This is a genomic window from Brachyspira sp., assembly GCF_029258575.1.
Taxonomy (GTDB): Bacteria; Spirochaetota; Brachyspiria; order Brachyspirales; family Brachyspiraceae; genus Brachyspira.
The window spans coordinates 1-16,846 of sequence record NZ_JARHYI010000097.1; the positions used below are offsets into that span (position 1 = coordinate 1).

Below are 16,846 nucleotides of genomic sequence, written 5' to 3' on the forward strand. Positions count from 1 at the left end.
ATTAAAAAAATTTGATGGTATAGAAACTTGGGATGTATCTAATGTAGTAAATATGGAACGTATGTTTGAAAGAGCATTAGGTTTTAATCATAATATTGAAAGCTGGGACGTTTCTAATGTTAAAAGCATGTATGAAATGTTTTATAATGCTAAAAATTTTAATCAGCCTTTAGACAAGTGGAATGTATCTAATGTAACAAATATGAAAGATATGTTTAGTAATTGCACTAATTTCAATCAGGACATAAGTAATTGGAATGTTTCAAATGTAAAAGATATGTCGAGTATGTTCTGGAATGCTGAAAAGTTTAATCAAAATATAAATAATTGGGACGTTTCTAAAGTTGAGAATATGAGTTTTATATTCAGCGGCTGCAAAAAATTTAATCAGCCTTTAGACAAGTGGGATGTATCTAATGTAACAAATATGCAAGATATGTTTAACAATTGCTGCAATTTTAATCAGCCATTAGATAAATGGGATGTTTCTAATGTTGAAGATATGTCTGAAATGTTTTTTGGTGCTTCATCATTTAATGGAAATATTTCAAATTGGAATGTTTCTAATGTAAAAGATATGTCATTAATGTTTTACAATGCTGAAATATTTAATCAGGATTTGAATAATTGGAATACAAGTAATGTGTATTCAGTACGTTCTATGTTTGAAAATGCTGTATCTTTTAATGGCGATATTTCAAATTGGAATGTATCAAGTGTTGTATATATGAGCGGAATGTTTTTAGGAACAGAAAGTTTTAATCAGGATTTGAATAATTGGAATGTTTCTAATGTAGCAAACATGTCTTGTATATTTTATAAAGCTTCTTCCTTTAATAAAGAGAATATAAAAAAATGGCAGTTTAATAATGTTAAGAATATACATAATATGTTTGATGATATACCTTTATACATCATATTTAAAGTTTATTCAAAATTGAATAGTAAAAAAGCATTAGAAGAACTTAAAGAATATACATTAAATAAAGATGTTAAGGAAGTTTATTTAGAAGCCTTAAAATATTATCGCAAATGCGTTGCAGAATTAGTAAAGATTTATGAAAATACTTATTATGATGAATTAAAAGAACTTATTGATAGTAAAGAAGATATTATAAAAGAGTATAAAAAATTAGAAAAAACAGAGAAAAAAGAAAATAAAAAATTAAATAAAGATACTAAAGATAAAATTACAATGCATCGTCCCAAAAACAAAGATGAATTAATTAAACTAATAGCAGAGAAAACAAAATTTGATAAAATAGACACTTCTTTAGTAACAGATATGAGTTTTCTTTTTAAAAATTCAAAATTAAGAAAGTTTGACGGTATAGAAACTTGGGATGTATCTAATGTAACAAATATGGCATGTATGTTTGAAGGAGCATTAGGTTTTAATCATAATATTGAAAGCTGGGATGTTTCTAAAGTTGAGAATATGAGTTTTATGTTCAGCAACTGCAAAAATTTTAATCAGCCTTTAGATAAATGGAATGTATCTAATGTAAGAGATATGTTTTCAATGTTCTCCGGCAGTGTTTTTAATGAGCCTTTAAATAGTTGGGACGTTTCTAAAGTTGAGGATATGGGTTCTATGTTTCACTATTCTAGCAGATTTAATCAGCCTTTAGACAAATGGAATGTATCCAGTGTAAAAAATATGTCATCAATGTTTGAGTATGCAAAAAATTTTAATCAAAATATTAATGATTGGAACGTGTCTAATGTCGAAGATATGGGCGGGATTTTTTGGGGCTCAGGAATGAAAGCTAATCCTCCTTCTTGGTTAAGATAGTGTGAGTTATATGTTTGAAAGCTCTAAAAATTTTAATAAGCCTTTAGATAATCGGAATACTCTAAAGTTGAGAATATGAGAAGTATGTTTGATAATGCTGAATATTTTAATCATAATATAAATAATTGGAAGTATCTAATGTTGTAGATATGAGATGTATATTTTACAGTTATGATAGCTTTAATCAAAATTTAAATGATTGAAATGTTTCAAAGGTTGAAGATATATCTTAAATATTTTTTAATGCTTGCTCATTCAATGCAGATATTTCCATTTGCAATACATCTAATGTAAAAGATATGAATTGTATGTTTTCGTATACTGAAGTTTTTAATTGTGATATTTAAAATTGGAATACTTCTAATGCTTAAAGTATGAATTATATGTTTGACGGTGCTTATTTTTTAATCAGGATTTAAATAATTGGGATCTTAACAAAGTAAAATATATGTTTTTTTATTTCATAATGCTGATTATTTTAAATATAACAATATTATAAATTGGAGTTTTTAAAGAGTTAGGGATTTTGATATGATATTTAATATTATACATTGAGAGGTATTATTAAAAATTTGCTGTTCCAGTAATACTAAATATTGTTTAGAAAAACTTAATTTATATTTTGACAATAATGATAAAAAAGAGTTCTATAAATTGGCTTTGAAATATAATAAAAATTCTGTTTTAGAGTTGATCAAAAAATAGAAAATATGCATTATGAAGAATTAAAAGAACTTCTTGACAGTAAAGACTAAATAAAAATATTGACTAAATAAAAATATAATAATAAAATTGATTATTGAGTTATTAAAATTTATTATAAATATAATGGCGGAACAATGAGCAAGAAAAAAACTTTACCTAAAAACTTTGAAGAATTATTAAAAGAAAATGATATTGAAAAGATTAAAAAAGAATTATATAAATGTGAAGCAAATGCTTACGGAGGATATTCTAAATTTAATGCATTAGCTTTTAATGATATTACAGAAGAAACAGCTAGGTATTTAATAGAAAGAGGTGCAGATATCAATTATAAAGATATATATAAAAATACTCCTCTTCATCATCATTGCAGTTCAATAAAAAATAATATAGATTTGATTATAGAATTGGGTGCCGATATAGAAGCTAAAAATTATGAAGGACAAACACCTTTGCATTATGCTGCTTATCTTTTTAAAACTGATAATGTAGAAAAATTATTGAAATATAATCCTAATGTTAATACTAAAGACAATTCTAAACATTCTATATTAGAAACTATTCTTCAAATATGCAGAAATGGAGATATTGCAGATACGGTTAAAATATCCGAATTATTATTGAATGCAGGTTTAATCATAGAAAATAAAGAAAAAATAAAAAAGTATGTTACTAATATTGGAAAGAATTTTGAATTTTATAGGGTGGATATAAATAAAGATTTTATTGATGATTTGGATAAGGCATTAACTAAATTATATAATTTATTTGATACAGAACCAGTGCCTAGAAAAAATATTTATGACGGAGTTTCTCCTATAATTCCAACTTCTAAAAAATGGCAGAATATCCATAAAGAATTATGGGAGCTTCTTGTTCCAGGAAGAGTATATGCTTCTACATTGCAGGGAGAGGTGATAAGAATAAGTGGAAAAATGAGTTATGAAATACTTGATAATGGTGCTGTTAATTGGAATAAAGATTATAGAACAATGCTTAATTCATTTATAGAATATATATCCTCTTATAATACTTTGGAAGAAAAATATATAAATGAATTAAAAGAATTATCAAAAGGTATAACTGAACAATCTGAAAAGGAAATAGAAAAACTTCAAAAATATGCTGTTAAATGGGTATTATTAAATCCTAATCCTATAAAATACGAAAGTGTTAAATATAAAATATAAACTTTTTCTAAATCCCCGCCCCTACTCTTTTCTGCTATAGTTGTTATATAAATTTTTTTATTTATTTTCTATTATAATAGATTTTTTTAATCCCACCCAAGCTTTATTTATATATAGAATTTCAATTAACGCACGAAGAAATATAATTCATAAATAAATGTATTTGTCAATAAATCTAATTTTTTATAATACTTTATTACCCGTGCGTATAAATGATAAATAAAATAAAGTATATAAAATAGATAATATATAGGCATTATAACTTTATACATGATTGTATATATTAAGAGAGGCGAATTTATGGGCTTTGAACAAAACTTGAAAAATACTATGAGAACTCTAATATAAGAGATGATATAAAGAAATGCGAAGCTGCAAATGATATTAGTAAAATATAACTATTATTATTTTTATAATAAAGATGAGTTTTTAAAAAATTATTTTTCTATAGAAGATGATACATTTAAAAAAGATACGATAAATATTTATATTGGAGAGTATTTAAAATTTATTAGCTCATAGTAATACATATAAAGCTAAAGATAAATTCTTCAATTCAATAAATTATCCAAACCACTTTGCATTCATAGCAAAATATTTTAATAAATACTTTCATTATAAATTCTTTAATGGGGAGAGAAATTTATATTTGAATCATAAAAAAGATTTTTATAGATAGTTCAGCCCATAGAATAGCTTGATTTCAAATATGGAGATATTACACATAAAGATATAAGCGAAGATAAAATTCATTCATTCAACTACCAAACAATAAAGGCTGGTATATTGATATCGCTTGCAAACAAATGCGAAATAGCTATAGGGTATTTATCTATAATAAGATCAATTACAGAATCAAGTGTTCTAAATAACTCAACTAAAGAACTTAGTGCTATATTACCAACAGATTTTGCAACTTTCGTCCCAATATGAATAAGTGTTTCTGTTCCTTGTCCATACTCACCAAAAGTAAATATACTATTATAATAACTAAAAGTAATATTAATAATAATGTAAATAAAATCTTCATCACATTGCTGGCATCAATTAGAGCCAATACTAATCCAATATCTAATAATATAAATTTACTTATACTAACAAAGTTATACATTCCTTTATCCGAATCATAAGTAGGACGTTCTGTAAAATTGATAATTACTATTAATAAAAATAAAATATCATCAAATATTCCATCTATAAAATCAATAGGAGTTAATATATATACTATTAAAAATATAAGTGGTACTACTACCATATATATTGGAACTTCGTAATTTTCTTCAATAATCCTCCTAGACAAAAATGCTAATACTGTAGTTATTACAATTGATAATACTATTCCCATATAATTCTCCTTAAAAATTAATTTGCAGCAACCTTGAAAACTAAAACGACTAAGAGAACTACTATTAAAATCCCTATTCCTCCAACTATTAAAAGTCCCCATTTCAAAAATTTTACTATACCCATTAATGAACTATTAGCATCAAGAATCCCATTCTGTATACCATTAAGTCCTCCTACAATTAGAAATAAAGCATCTTCAAACCACCCCACAATAGGAAGTACATCAGGTACTAAATCTACTGGAGAAACAGTGTATATGATTGCTAATATTAAAGGTATCCAAGGTCCTATTCCAGATTGTGCTGGTTGATTAGAATTATCATTATAATTACTCATAAAAAACTCCTATCTTTTAATATGTATAAAAATTATTTATCTTTTTCCATCTAGCAATATTTTTTTTATTTCTTCATATTTATTTTACCAATTAAGTAAATACTATAATATTTATATGTCAATATCTTATGTCTTTATATAAAAGATATTATTTTATTTTTATTAATACGCACAGTAAATAGATTAAAAATTTAAACTAGTTAATAATTCAGTTCATTTTATCGACTAGTTTTTTATTTATGATGCGGTTTCTATGATAAAAATTTAAATAACACTAGGGCGGGTGCTTTTTAATTCTATTTAAATAATAAAAAAAGAAAAGCTAAAATTAGAAATTAAATTAATAAAGAATAATGGGCGGGGAATGAAAATAAATTTTAAAACTTTATTCACATACCCCACCCTTTAGATTAATCATCTAATTTGAAAATATTGTATTTATTTATTTTTTTATTTTAGTTTAGAAAATAAAATACCCACCCAAGCTTTTATTAATAATTAGCAATGTATTTTCATAAAAAAAATTTGTTTATTAAGTAGTTATTAGGCATCAATTAAAACTTCAGCTCTTCTATTTTTGTATAGAGAAAAAGAAACCATCAATGTTACAACTTCACTTATAGGTAAAACTAATACCAAACCAATAAACCCAAATATATTTGGAAGAGTCAATACCAATAAAATAGGCAAAATCATACTTCTCAAGGCAGCAACCATTGCAGAAGCTCCAGCCTTTTGAACAGATGTATAATATGCACTCATTATGACATTTATTCCCACACCTACAAATGTAGGTATAGAAGTCCTCACAAAAAATAAAGCATCTTTAAATGTTTCATCATCAACTTCTTTTAAAAGCATATTAACAAGAATATTAGGATTAATTAAAAGTATGATAGAAGCGAGTATCGATATTGAAGAAATCAGTGATATAGATATCTTCAAAAAATCTTTCATTCTATTTTTATTTTTAGATCCATAAGAAACGCTAACCAAAGGCTCCAATGCCTCTCCTACAGAATAAGCAAGCATTATAAAAAACATTATAGCATAATTGGCAACAGAATAAGCAAGTATTCCCCTATTACCTGAAATATTATAAGCAGTGATATTAAAAAGCCAAGGTATAAGACCAGAAGAGAAATTACTCAAAAATTCAGAAAATCCATTAAATGCAGCTTTAAGTATATATATCCAGCCTCCATATACTTTGATTATTTTTAATCTGCAATTAGGTTTGAAGAAATACAAAAGCCCCATAATAAAAGCTATTATTTGTGCTATTGCAGTAGCCCAAGCAGCTCCAGCAACACCAAAATGAAATACAACAATGAAAATAGGATCCAATATCATATTAACCATAGATGATATTATAAACATAGAAGAAGCAAATCTAGGAGAACCATTAAGCCTTACAAATTGACTAAGTACATAAGCCATACCCCAAAAAAATGTAGCAACTAAAACTCCTTCTATATATTCTAATGATAATTCATAAACATTTCCATGTGCCCCAAAAATGGGAAGAAGTCTTTCTCTAAATATATATGCTATGAGAAGAGGAATACTTGCTATAGTAAAAACTACAATTAAAGTTTGAGTAAATATTAAATTAGCCCTTCTTATATTATTTTCTCCTATACATTTACCAGCAAGAGCTACTGAACCTATTGTAAGCATAACATAAATACCGAAAGATAATGCCGTTATAGGCCATACTATATTAATAGCTGTAAAAGCATCGGAAGATATAAAATGAGCAACAAAAAATCCATCTACAAATACGGCAGCACTGCCCATTATCATACCTAATATACTTGGTATTGCAAATTTTGAAAATAAATTAATACTTGTGTTTTCTATTAAAGTTTTATTATTAAGTTCCATATTTTATTCCTTTAATTGTCAAGGTAATAAAAGAATTATTATAAAATTATTAAAAAATAAAAAAACAAGAGCAATAATAAATATCACTCTTGTTTTATATTCTAAAATTTTATTTTTTATTAAGCATTCTTTAAATTTTGTACTGCATTTACTTTCTCATCAGTGATAGCTTTAGTAGGACATTTAGCTATACTTTCATTTGTCACGGAATAATCTTCATAATTAACGATAGCAAGATAATTATCAATTTTCATACCGCCATCTTTAGTATTTTTAACACATATGCTACATCCTATACAAGCTCTATCACAAGCTTTTTTAGCAACAGGACCTTTATCTTTAGATTTACAATAAACATGGAAATTTTGAGATACAGGGTGAATTTCTATAAGTTTCTGAGGACAAGCTTTAACACAAGCAGTACATGAAACACAATTATCCTCAACTATAACAGGCATTCCAGTTTTCTCATCTTTTATGATAGCACCAAACTCGCAAGCTTTCATACAATCATAAAATCCAACACATCCATAAGAACATTCCTTATTACCACCTGCCATAACAGCAGAAACACAAGTATCAGCACCGCTATAAACTTTATTTGATTTAGCTATACCTTCATGTCCATGACAGAAAATATAAGCTCTTGTTCTTTCTTTTTGAGGAGGAGCAACCTTACCTAAAAAATCGGCAACCATAGCAGCAGTATCAGCACCGCCTACATAACAGCCGTCTACAGGAGCTTTATCATCAACTAAAGCTTTAGCAAACTGAGCACATCCTGGGAAACCGCATCCTCCACAGTTAGCACCTGGAAGTTTAGCAGTTAACTCAGTAACTCTCTCATCAACTTCAACTCTAAAAATCTTTGAAGAAAATATTAATAAAACAGCCAATATCAAAGCTATTAAGCCTGAAGATATTGAAGCTACTAAAACTGATGTAATCATTCTATTATCCTTATAAAACTTCTAGCAATATCTAATCATATCTTAATTATACCAGAGAAACCATAGAAAATAAGAGCAAGTATGCCTGCAGTAATGAAAGGCATAGCAGGACCTTTAAAAGCTTCTGGTATATCAGCAGTTAATAAACGTTCTCTTATACTAGCCATAATAACTAAAGCTAATGTAAAACCAACACCCGCACCTAAAGCAAATACTATATTCTGAATAAAATTATATTTATATAAAACACCAAATAAAGCCAAACCTAATACACAGCAGTTAGTAGTAATAAGAGGTAAATATATACCTAAAGAAAGATATAAACTTTCACTAGTTTTTCTTACAACCATTTCTACAAATTGAACCAAAGCAGCAATAACGATAATGAAAAGTATAGTTTGAAGGAATTCGATTTTAAAAGGAACTAATATATAATACTGTATCATCCAACTAACAGCAGCAGTTAAAACAAGTACAAATGTAACGGCAATACCCATACTAACAGCTGAATCTAATTTGTTGGATACGCCCAAGAAAGGACATATCCCTAAAAATTTAGTTAAAACGAAATTATTAACCAAAACTGTAGCTATAAATAATAAAATTAAATTAACCATTAACCTTACCTCCTCTAGCATCTATAGCTCTTTTAATAGCAATTAAAATTCCTAATGTGAAGAAAGCACCAGGAGCCATAATCATAACAACCCAAGGAGTAGTAATTTGATTATATGCATTTAAAGCAAAAGGCATAGAAGACTCAAAAAAACCTCTTAAAGTACCTACTATATCAAAGCCTAGCCAAGTACCATTTCCTAAAATCTCTCTAATAGAAGCAAGTAATGTTAATGAAATGAAGAAACCTACACCATTACCCAAAGCATCGAAAATACTAGGAACGATACCATTTTTATTAGCAAAAGCCTCTGCTCTTCCTAATATAATACAGTTTACAACTATAAGTGGTATATACGGACCTAATGCCAAAGATAGAGTATAAAACTTAGCTTTCATAACGATATCAGTTAAAGTAACGAAAGCTGCTATCACTACAATGTATCCCATAATTCTAACTTCATTAGCGTATATTTTCTTAATAAGAGAAATTAATGCTGAAGAACAAACAAGAACGAATATAGTTGCTGCTGACATACCTATAGCATTCATTACACTGCTTGTTACTGCTAAGCTAGGACACATACCAAGAACCTGAACGAAAGTTGGATTATTTTTCCAAACACCTTCCATAAATACTTGAGAATTTTTCATAATAATTAACCTTGATTTAATTAAGATTATAATTCATAATTTTAACATAAACAGATTTTTTTTCAAGCATAATTATGAATATATAATGGTTATATCTAATTTTTTCTAAAAAGGTATCATTTATTCATATTATCTTTATTTAATTTGAAAAAAGACATAGCATCTTCTAATTTAATGGATAAACACTACAGCTCTCTAGAAATTTCTCTCACATCTTAAGCAAATTTGGTATTATTTTTATAACTTTCCTCTATCATAATATTAATATATGACTATTAACAGAATTTCTAGCCAGTATTTTTGCAATGTCAAATATATATTTACCTCTTTAGTCAATTAAAATCTAATAAACATAATTTACTTAAATAAAACTAGGGTGGGCAGCTAAAATTTCTTAATTGAGCATTAAAAAAAAATTAAATAAAAATTTCAAAATGAATAAAAAATATATTGGGTGGGGAATTAGAGTAGATTTAAAACATATTTACACCCCCACCCTTTTGCATTTACTGCTTTAATTTTTAATTATAACTTTTATTTATTTTTTAGCTTAATTAGAAATTATAGCCCCCACCCAAGTTTTTATTAGAAATATAAATTTACTAACCGCACGTTTAATGCATTAAGCTATATAATGGGATAAAAAATATAATTGAGTTAAATTTATAATTTCACTCTGCGTGCGTAACTAAATATAAGCAACTAAACTATTTTAATTTACATAATAATATTAACATAATATTGGAAAGTATTTTTGTAGAAACCTGAAGAAAAAAAATTTATTTTCCTAAAAAAAAATTAATAATTAAAAATCGATAACCGATAATAAATGTGTGTTCAGGGAAGAATACATACAAATAATTCATGGAGGAACCATATGGTTATCAACAATAATATAAGTGCTATAAATGCACAACGCACTTTAAAATTCCGCCAAGTAGATCTTAAAAAAGATGCTGCTCAAATTTCTAGCGGTATGAGAATCAATCAAGCTGGAGACGATGCTTCTGGATTAGCAGTATCTGAAAAAATGAGAACTCAGATCCGTGGTTTACGTATGGCTGAAAGAAATACTCAAGACGGTATATCTTTCATTCAAACAACAGAAGGATACTTAGAAGAAACTACTAACATTCTTCAAAGAATCCGTGAATTAGCTATACAAGCTGCTAACGGTATCTATACTGATGAAGACAGACTTTATGTACAAATCGAAGTTTCTCAATTAGTAGATGAGATCGACAGAGTTGCTTCACAAGCTCAATTCAACAAGCTTAACATGTTAACAGGAAGATTTGCTAGATCTACAGGTGAAAATACTCCTACAGCTTCTATGTGGTTACACATCGGTGCTAATATGGACGAAAGAAAAAGAGTTTATATTGGTACTATGAACAGCCAATCTCTTGGACTTAAAAACCCAGTTGGACCAGCTACTACAGCTACATTCATAAGTGTTTCTAGCCCAGCTAAAGCTAATGGTGTTATCGGTATGGTAGATGAGGCTCTTCTTAAAGTATTGAAGCAAAGATCTGACTTAGGTGCTTATCAGAACAGATTAGAAATGACAGCTCAAGGCTTAATGGTTGGATTCGAAAATATGCAGGCTTCTGAAAGCAGAATCCGTGATACAGATATGGCTGAAGCTTCAGTTAAACTTGCTAAAGACCAGATTCTTAACCAAGCTAACTTGTCTATGCTTGCTCAGGCTAATCAGTTACCACAAGGTGCTCTTAGATTATTACAATAATTAATATTGCTTTAATTTTGTAATATTAACCATATTAAAGGGGGACATTCTCAAAAAGAATGACTCCCCTTTTTATTTTAAGACTTTTGATTTTAAATATATAAAATCATCATCACTTATGCATTAATAACAATATTAAACTGTTTAGATATTTCCCTTTTTATTACACTCAAATACTGTGATACAGCAGACTGTGTTACATTAAGTATTGAAGCCAATTCCTCCTGAGTCTTTCCCTCAGAAAATAACTTCATTATCATTTTTTGTTTTGGTGTAAGTATGGCTATTATTAAATTTGATACTCTACTATATTCACTCTCTGTCAAAGCATTATAATAAAGTATATTATCCAAATCATCATTAGTTAATATACTCTCTCTGCTGTCTACCCTTTCAAAATTAATTTTCCTAGTACCTAAACTTTTATTAATCTCCTTTAAAACATCATTACAAAGTTTTTTACAAGTGTCATATTTAGGGCATAAATTGCACATTCTTATCAATACTCCTTTAAAATATCTAATATACTATCCAAAACTTCAGGCTTATAATTTAGCGTATCAATATCATCTAACTGACTTATAGCATTTTTTATATCAACACGCATTATAACCCACTCTTCCCAATTAGTTTTTTTATTGTAAAAATAATCATCCTCCTTTATATTATCTAATATATTTTTGATTAGTTTTTTGTAATAAAGTGTACTTTGAAATGATTTCATTACTCTCTCCTACAACAGTATATTTTTATACTGTATAAGAATACTATATATCTGATACAAATTTATTACAACCCACTATAGTATATTTTTATACAATATAAATAGTTTTTTTATTTTTTAATCAATAAATTATACATTTACAACAAAAAAATATATTTATTTTAATGATTTTTAATAATTGAATGACTATACAGAAGTTAGAATATAAAAAAGGTTTACAAAAAGCATAAGACTAATTGTAAACCTTTAATAATCTATTTATTAGCTAAAGATTAATTATTTAGCATACTGACCTACAGATTCTCTGACATAATCATTAATTGAAGATGTAGAATTCATACTATCTTTAGCAGAACGCACGAAGAACTCTAAACGATTTATAGTATTAACTTCACTAGCACCTGCATCCATATCCAAATAAAGAAGATTTAAATTAGGATATCTAGTTTTAAGTCTAGTTTCAATACCTCTAGCTATGATATGATTAGCAATACAACCAAAAGGCTGAAGACAAAGTACATTATTAACTTCCTCTTCTGCAAAAGTAGCTATTTCACCAGGAAGAAGCCAAGCCTCTCCAAACTGATTAGTCATAGCAGTAACTTTAGCAGCATTTTCAGCTATTTGCCTTATATGGTGTATAGGTCTGAAACCTCTAAATTTGGACATTATATCATTTATAGAATTAACTCTAGCATCTAAAACTTTTTCTGATAATTTAGAGCCGTAATATCCTAAAAATGAAACATCTCTAGCATTAGTTTCTTTATTTACCTGCTCACTTATAACCTTCTGTACAAAGAAGTCAAATATAGGAGGAACTATTACTTCGACACCTTTAGACATAAGCCAATCGCAAACATCACCATTAGCAAAATTATTATATTTTACATATATTTCACCGACAAATCCAGCTTTAGGCAATTCAAGATCATTAATCTCTATAGCATTAAACTCTGAAACAGCCTGTTTTAATAATTTATCAGTATCTTTTAGGGAGAAATCTTTAGGATGCAAATCTATATATTTATTAGCAAGTGCCAAAGCATCACCCTTTCTAACCTCCCTTACAGCAGTATAATAATACATTCTTGATATAGCATCAGCATAAGGCATAGCAACTACACCCTCTTTCATAAGATCTATTTTTGAAATCTTAAATCCAGGCTGATCATTATTAACTGTTAAACCTACTGTAATAACAGGAATATCTGAATATCCAGCATTAATCAAACCTCTTTTTATAAGAGAAGCATAATTACTAGCTCTGCATTGTCCACCTGTTTGAGTAATACCCGCAGCTATTTTATCAGGGTCGTATTTTCCACTTTGTACAGCTCTTATAATATCTCCCACTATGATAGTAGCAGGATAACATATATCCTGATTAGCATATCTTAAACCTAATTCTACAGATTCAACATCAGGTTCAGGTAAAGAAATAGTTTCATAACCACTTCTTTCAAGTAAAGTTAATATCATAGGATCATAGAAATAACCGAATTTAGGTACAAGTATTGCACGTCTGTCATTTTTCTCATATTTCTTAGTTATAACACGTTCAGAATGTTCATTAGGAATGAAATCTCCTTTCATTTTCATACTTTCTATCATAGAACGTATTCTAAGTCTTATACTTCCAGGACTTGATATTTCATCAACTTTTACCAAAGTAGGATTCTTTCCATAAGCATTGAGTATAGATTTTATTTCATCAGAAGTAGTTGCATCAGGACCACATCCAAAACTATTTATCTGTACTACTTCAAGTTTTATATCCTTTTGAACAGCAGCCCATAAAGCAGATTTAAACATCTTATTAGGATAAGCCCATTGAGTAAGAACCTGAACATCTGAAAGAGATTGATCCACATCAAGACCATCTTCTGTAAGAACATTAATACCAAATGAAGCTATAGTTTCAGGTATTTTATGATTGATTAAAGGGTCTATATGATAAGGTCTGCTAACTATAAGTATTGTAGGAGTTTGAGTTTCTTTAGCATATTCTATTATCTTTTTACCTTCTTTCTTTAACTCCTCTTTTATTCTTGCCTGTTCCTGTAAAGCCATTTTAAAAGCTCTGTTAAAATCTTTTTTATCTATTCCTAAAACTTTAACAAAATAAGCCTTACAACCTTTATATAATAAATCTTCATTTAAGAAACTTATAGCAGGAGCATCAAAAGGTATGCCATATTTTGTTAATGGACTTATAGAACTGTCTATTACATCAGGATAACCTGTAACAACAGGACAGTTATAGCTATTAACACTTCCATCATCTTCGCTCTTTTCAAGCACTACTGAAGGATAGAATATTCTATCTACTTTAGATTCTATTAAATCATATATATGTCCATTAGCAATTTTAGCAGGGAAACATATATTATCACTCATCACTGTACCAGAACCTTTTTCAGCAATAGCCATACTTGAAGGAGATGATAATTGTACTCTATATCCGCATTCTACAAGTATAGTAGCCCAGAATGGGAAATTCTGATACATATTAAGTACTCTAGGTATTCCTATAACGCCTTTAATTTCATCTGAAGCAGGTGCTAAAGGTCTGGCAAAAAGCAATGAAAGTTTTTTCTGAGTAATATCCATACCATATTTCTGATTTCCTATACCTTTATTAGAAAATATTCTTTCACATTTATTTCCTGTATAGAATGATTTTAAATCTTTGAATTTTAATCTTGTAACAGTACAAAGATTTTCGCAGCCTTTACAAGTGAGCTGTTTTCTTTCATAATCATTAGCTTCCTGCAAATTATCCAAACCTATAAATGTAGTATCTTCTTCTTTAAGATTATATGTATCTAAAGCAAGTAAAGCACATCCATAAGCTCCCATAAGTTCTGATATATCAGGGCGAATAACTTTTTTATTCAAGAACTTCTCTACAGAACGAAGAACAGCAGAGTTTTTGAAAGTACCTCCCTGAACAACTATATGCTCTCCCAAAATAGAAGTATCTGTAATTTTCAATACTTTAGTGAAACAGTTTAAAGTAACACTCTTAGCAAGTCCTGCAGAAATATCTGCAACTGAAGAACCTTCTCTAAGAGACTGCTTTACTTTACTATTCATAAACACTGTACATCTGCTTCCTAAATCACAAGGGCTTGCAGATTCGCATGCAATATTGGCAAAATCAGCAACCTTATATCCCATGCCACGTGCAAATGTTTCTATGAATGAACCGCATCCAGAAGAACATGCCTCATTAATTTCAATATTTTCTATGATGCCGTCTTTAATAAATATAGCTTTCATATCCTGTCCGCCGATATCAAGTATAAAACTTACATCTTTATCGAAAGCCTTAGCTCCTCTATAATGTGCCATAGTTTCAACAATACCTTCATCCATATTGAAAGCAGCTTTTATTAAATCTTCACCATATCCTGTAACGGCAGTTCTTGCTATATTAATTTTTATATTTTTTTCATCTAATTCTTTTTTTATCTCTGTAAGTCCATCTGTAACTGCACCTACTGGATTACCATTATTATTTCTGTAATGTCTTAATACAACCTGTCCGTCCTCATCTATAATAACGATCTTTGTTGTAGTAGAACCTGAATCTATACCTAAAAATGTATTTTTTCCATTAACAGTTGATACATCAGCAGCTCTTACTTTATTCTTACTATGCTCTTCTTTCCAATCTTCATATTCTTCCTGACTATTAAATAAAGCTTCTCTTGTCTTTGAATTAGTAATTTTTACATCAGCAGAAATATTTTCAACTAATCTTGTAAATTCAGAAACTTTTATTAAAGTCTGCTCCTCTTTTTCACCGAAAGCAGCACCTATTGCAGCAGTTAATTCTGGGTGATCAACTGTATACATATCCTCTTCTGTAGCATCTAAAAGTGTTAAGAATGTTCTTCTTAATTCGGGTAGGAATGTTAAAGGTCCGCCTGTAAATAAGATTTTAGGCTTTATTTCAAAACCTTTAGCCAAAGTATTAACAGTTTGAACTGCAACAGCTTGGAATATACTTTTAGCAATATCTGTTTTAGGTATATCTCTGCTTATAAGCGTCTGAACATCAGTTTTAGCGAATACTCCGCATCTACTTGCCATTGGATAAATAGATGTAGATTTTTCAGCCAATGAAGAAAGTTCTGAAGGATGAACATTAAGAAGTGTAGCCATCTGATCTATAAAAGCACCCGTCCCACCTGCACAGTTTCCATTCATTCTTATATCAGCTTTGAAATTATCATCAAAAACTATGATTTTAGCATCTTCTCCACCTATATCAATCAATGTTCTTCCATAAGGATATATTTTCCTAATAGCAGTAGAAGAAGCTATAACTTCCTGAACAAAACTAATGCCTGTCTTCTCACAAACACCCATTCCTGCAGTACCTGTCATAGCTAGAGAAAGTGTCAAATCTCCATGCATAGCCTGCAAATTTTCAAGTATAGATAATAATGTATCCTTTATATCAGCATTATGTCTGACATAAGTTTTAAAAATCATATTATCATTATCGTCATAAACAACCATTTTTGCAGTAGTTGAACCAATGTCAATACCTGCCTTAAAAAATTTTTCCATAATTATCTCTCCTATTTTTTTAAATTAACTTTATTCTATTATCATATTATTCATATTGACAAATATTACTTTAGATTTATGATTCTTTATACTTTCTTCAGGTATATGCCCATAAGAAAGAATTATTATAGTATCATCTTTTTTAGCTTTATGAACATTATTTCCATTTATGCCTATAATACCAGTATTCCTTATACCTTTAACCACTACAGTTTCAAAACGATTATCATTACTTAAATTAATAACCGATACCCTCTCACCTTCCATTATATCTGATTTGTCTAATAAAGCTTCATCTATTGTTATTGA

15 protein-coding genes are annotated in these 16,846 nt (G+C 28.4%); 5 read left to right on the top strand and 10 right to left on the bottom strand.

Annotated features, from left to right (window positions below; all coding sequences use genetic code 11):
* The 4 genes from Q1J76_RS07560 to Q1J76_RS07565 form a co-directional block, all read left to right on the top strand.
* The coding region (locus tag Q1J76_RS07560) for a BspA family leucine-rich repeat surface protein (protein WP_300369197.1) at positions 1–1,795 on the top strand (1,795 nt) is incomplete at its 5' end.
* Positions 1,796–1,879: 84 nt separating this feature from the next.
* Complete coding sequence (locus Q1J76_RS12505) at positions 1,880–1,942, top strand: hypothetical protein (RefSeq protein ID WP_498034212.1); 63 nt, start codon at positions 1,880–1,882, stop codon at positions 1,940–1,942.
* A gap of 86 nt (positions 1,943–2,028) precedes the next feature.
* Positions 2,029–2,142: a BspA family leucine-rich repeat surface protein gene (locus tag Q1J76_RS12510; protein WP_367182101.1), complete on the top strand. Its 114-nt coding sequence runs from the start codon at positions 2,029–2,031 to the stop codon at positions 2,140–2,142.
* Between the two features lie 492 nt (positions 2,143–2,634).
* Positions 2,635–3,690 carry an ankyrin repeat domain-containing protein gene (locus Q1J76_RS07565; RefSeq protein ID WP_300369200.1) on the top strand — a complete coding sequence of 352 codons (1,056 nt, stop codon included), beginning with the start codon at positions 2,635–2,637 and terminating at the stop codon, positions 3,688–3,690.
* 892 nt (positions 3,691–4,582) lie between these two features.
* Here Q1J76_RS07565 and Q1J76_RS07570 read toward each other — a convergent pair.
* The 6 genes from Q1J76_RS07570 to rsxE form a co-directional block, all read right to left on the bottom strand.
* Complete coding sequence (locus tag Q1J76_RS07570; protein WP_300369204.1) at positions 4,583–5,035, bottom strand: hypothetical protein; 453 nt, start codon at positions 5,033–5,035, stop codon at positions 4,583–4,585.
* Between the two features lie 17 nt (positions 5,036–5,052).
* Positions 5,053–5,373 carry a YkvA family protein gene (locus Q1J76_RS07575; RefSeq protein WP_300369207.1) on the bottom strand — a complete coding sequence of 107 codons (321 nt, stop codon included), beginning with the start codon at positions 5,371–5,373 and terminating at the stop codon, positions 5,053–5,055.
* A gap of 543 nt (positions 5,374–5,916) precedes the next feature.
* Entirely contained in the window at positions 5,917–7,260 is a 1,344-nt protein-coding gene (locus Q1J76_RS07580) for an MATE family efflux transporter (RefSeq protein ID WP_300369210.1), read from the bottom strand.
* A 119-nt stretch (positions 7,261–7,379) separates the two neighbouring features.
* Positions 7,380–8,210, bottom strand: a complete 831-nt coding sequence (locus Q1J76_RS07585; RefSeq protein ID WP_300369213.1) for an RnfABCDGE type electron transport complex subunit B — start codon at positions 8,208–8,210, stop codon at positions 7,380–7,382.
* A 35-nt stretch (positions 8,211–8,245) separates the two neighbouring features.
* On the bottom strand, positions 8,246–8,827 hold the full coding sequence (gene rsxA / locus Q1J76_RS07590; protein WP_300369216.1) for an electron transport complex subunit RsxA: 582 nt from the start codon (positions 8,825–8,827) through the stop codon (positions 8,246–8,248).
* Positions 8,820–9,479: an electron transport complex subunit RsxE gene (gene rsxE, locus Q1J76_RS07595; protein ID WP_300369219.1), complete on the bottom strand. Its 660-nt coding sequence runs from the start codon at positions 9,477–9,479 to the stop codon at positions 8,820–8,822. Before rsxE ends, rsxA begins: the two co-directional genes overlap by 8 nt.
* Positions 9,480–10,356: 877 nt before the next feature.
* On the opposite strand from rsxE, the gene Q1J76_RS07600 reads away from it, so the two are divergent.
* Positions 10,357–11,229, top strand: coding sequence for a flagellin N-terminal helical domain-containing protein (locus tag Q1J76_RS07600; protein WP_300369222.1), 873 nt, complete (start codon positions 10,357–10,359; stop codon positions 11,227–11,229).
* 116 nt (positions 11,230–11,345) lie between these two features.
* Here Q1J76_RS07600 and Q1J76_RS07605 read toward each other — a convergent pair whose 3' ends face one another.
* From Q1J76_RS07605 to Q1J76_RS07620, 4 genes are all read right to left on the bottom strand, one after another.
* Positions 11,346–11,723, bottom strand: a complete 378-nt coding sequence (locus Q1J76_RS07605; RefSeq protein ID WP_300369227.1) for a sigma factor-like helix-turn-helix DNA-binding protein — start codon at positions 11,721–11,723, stop codon at positions 11,346–11,348.
* A gap of 5 nt (positions 11,724–11,728) precedes the next feature.
* Positions 11,729–11,953 (bottom strand): hypothetical protein, encoded by a 225-nt coding sequence (locus tag Q1J76_RS07610; RefSeq protein ID WP_300369230.1) that lies wholly within the window; start codon positions 11,951–11,953, stop codon positions 11,729–11,731.
* Positions 11,954–12,229: 276 nt separating this feature from the next.
* Positions 12,230–16,537 carry an acyl-CoA dehydratase activase gene (locus Q1J76_RS07615; RefSeq protein WP_300369232.1) on the bottom strand — a complete coding sequence of 1,436 codons (4,308 nt, stop codon included), beginning with the start codon at positions 16,535–16,537 and terminating at the stop codon, positions 12,230–12,232.
* Between the two features lie 30 nt (positions 16,538–16,567).
* A partial coding sequence (locus Q1J76_RS07620; protein ID WP_300369235.1) for an aspartate 1-decarboxylase occupies positions 16,568–16,846 on the bottom strand: 279 nt, incomplete at its 5' end.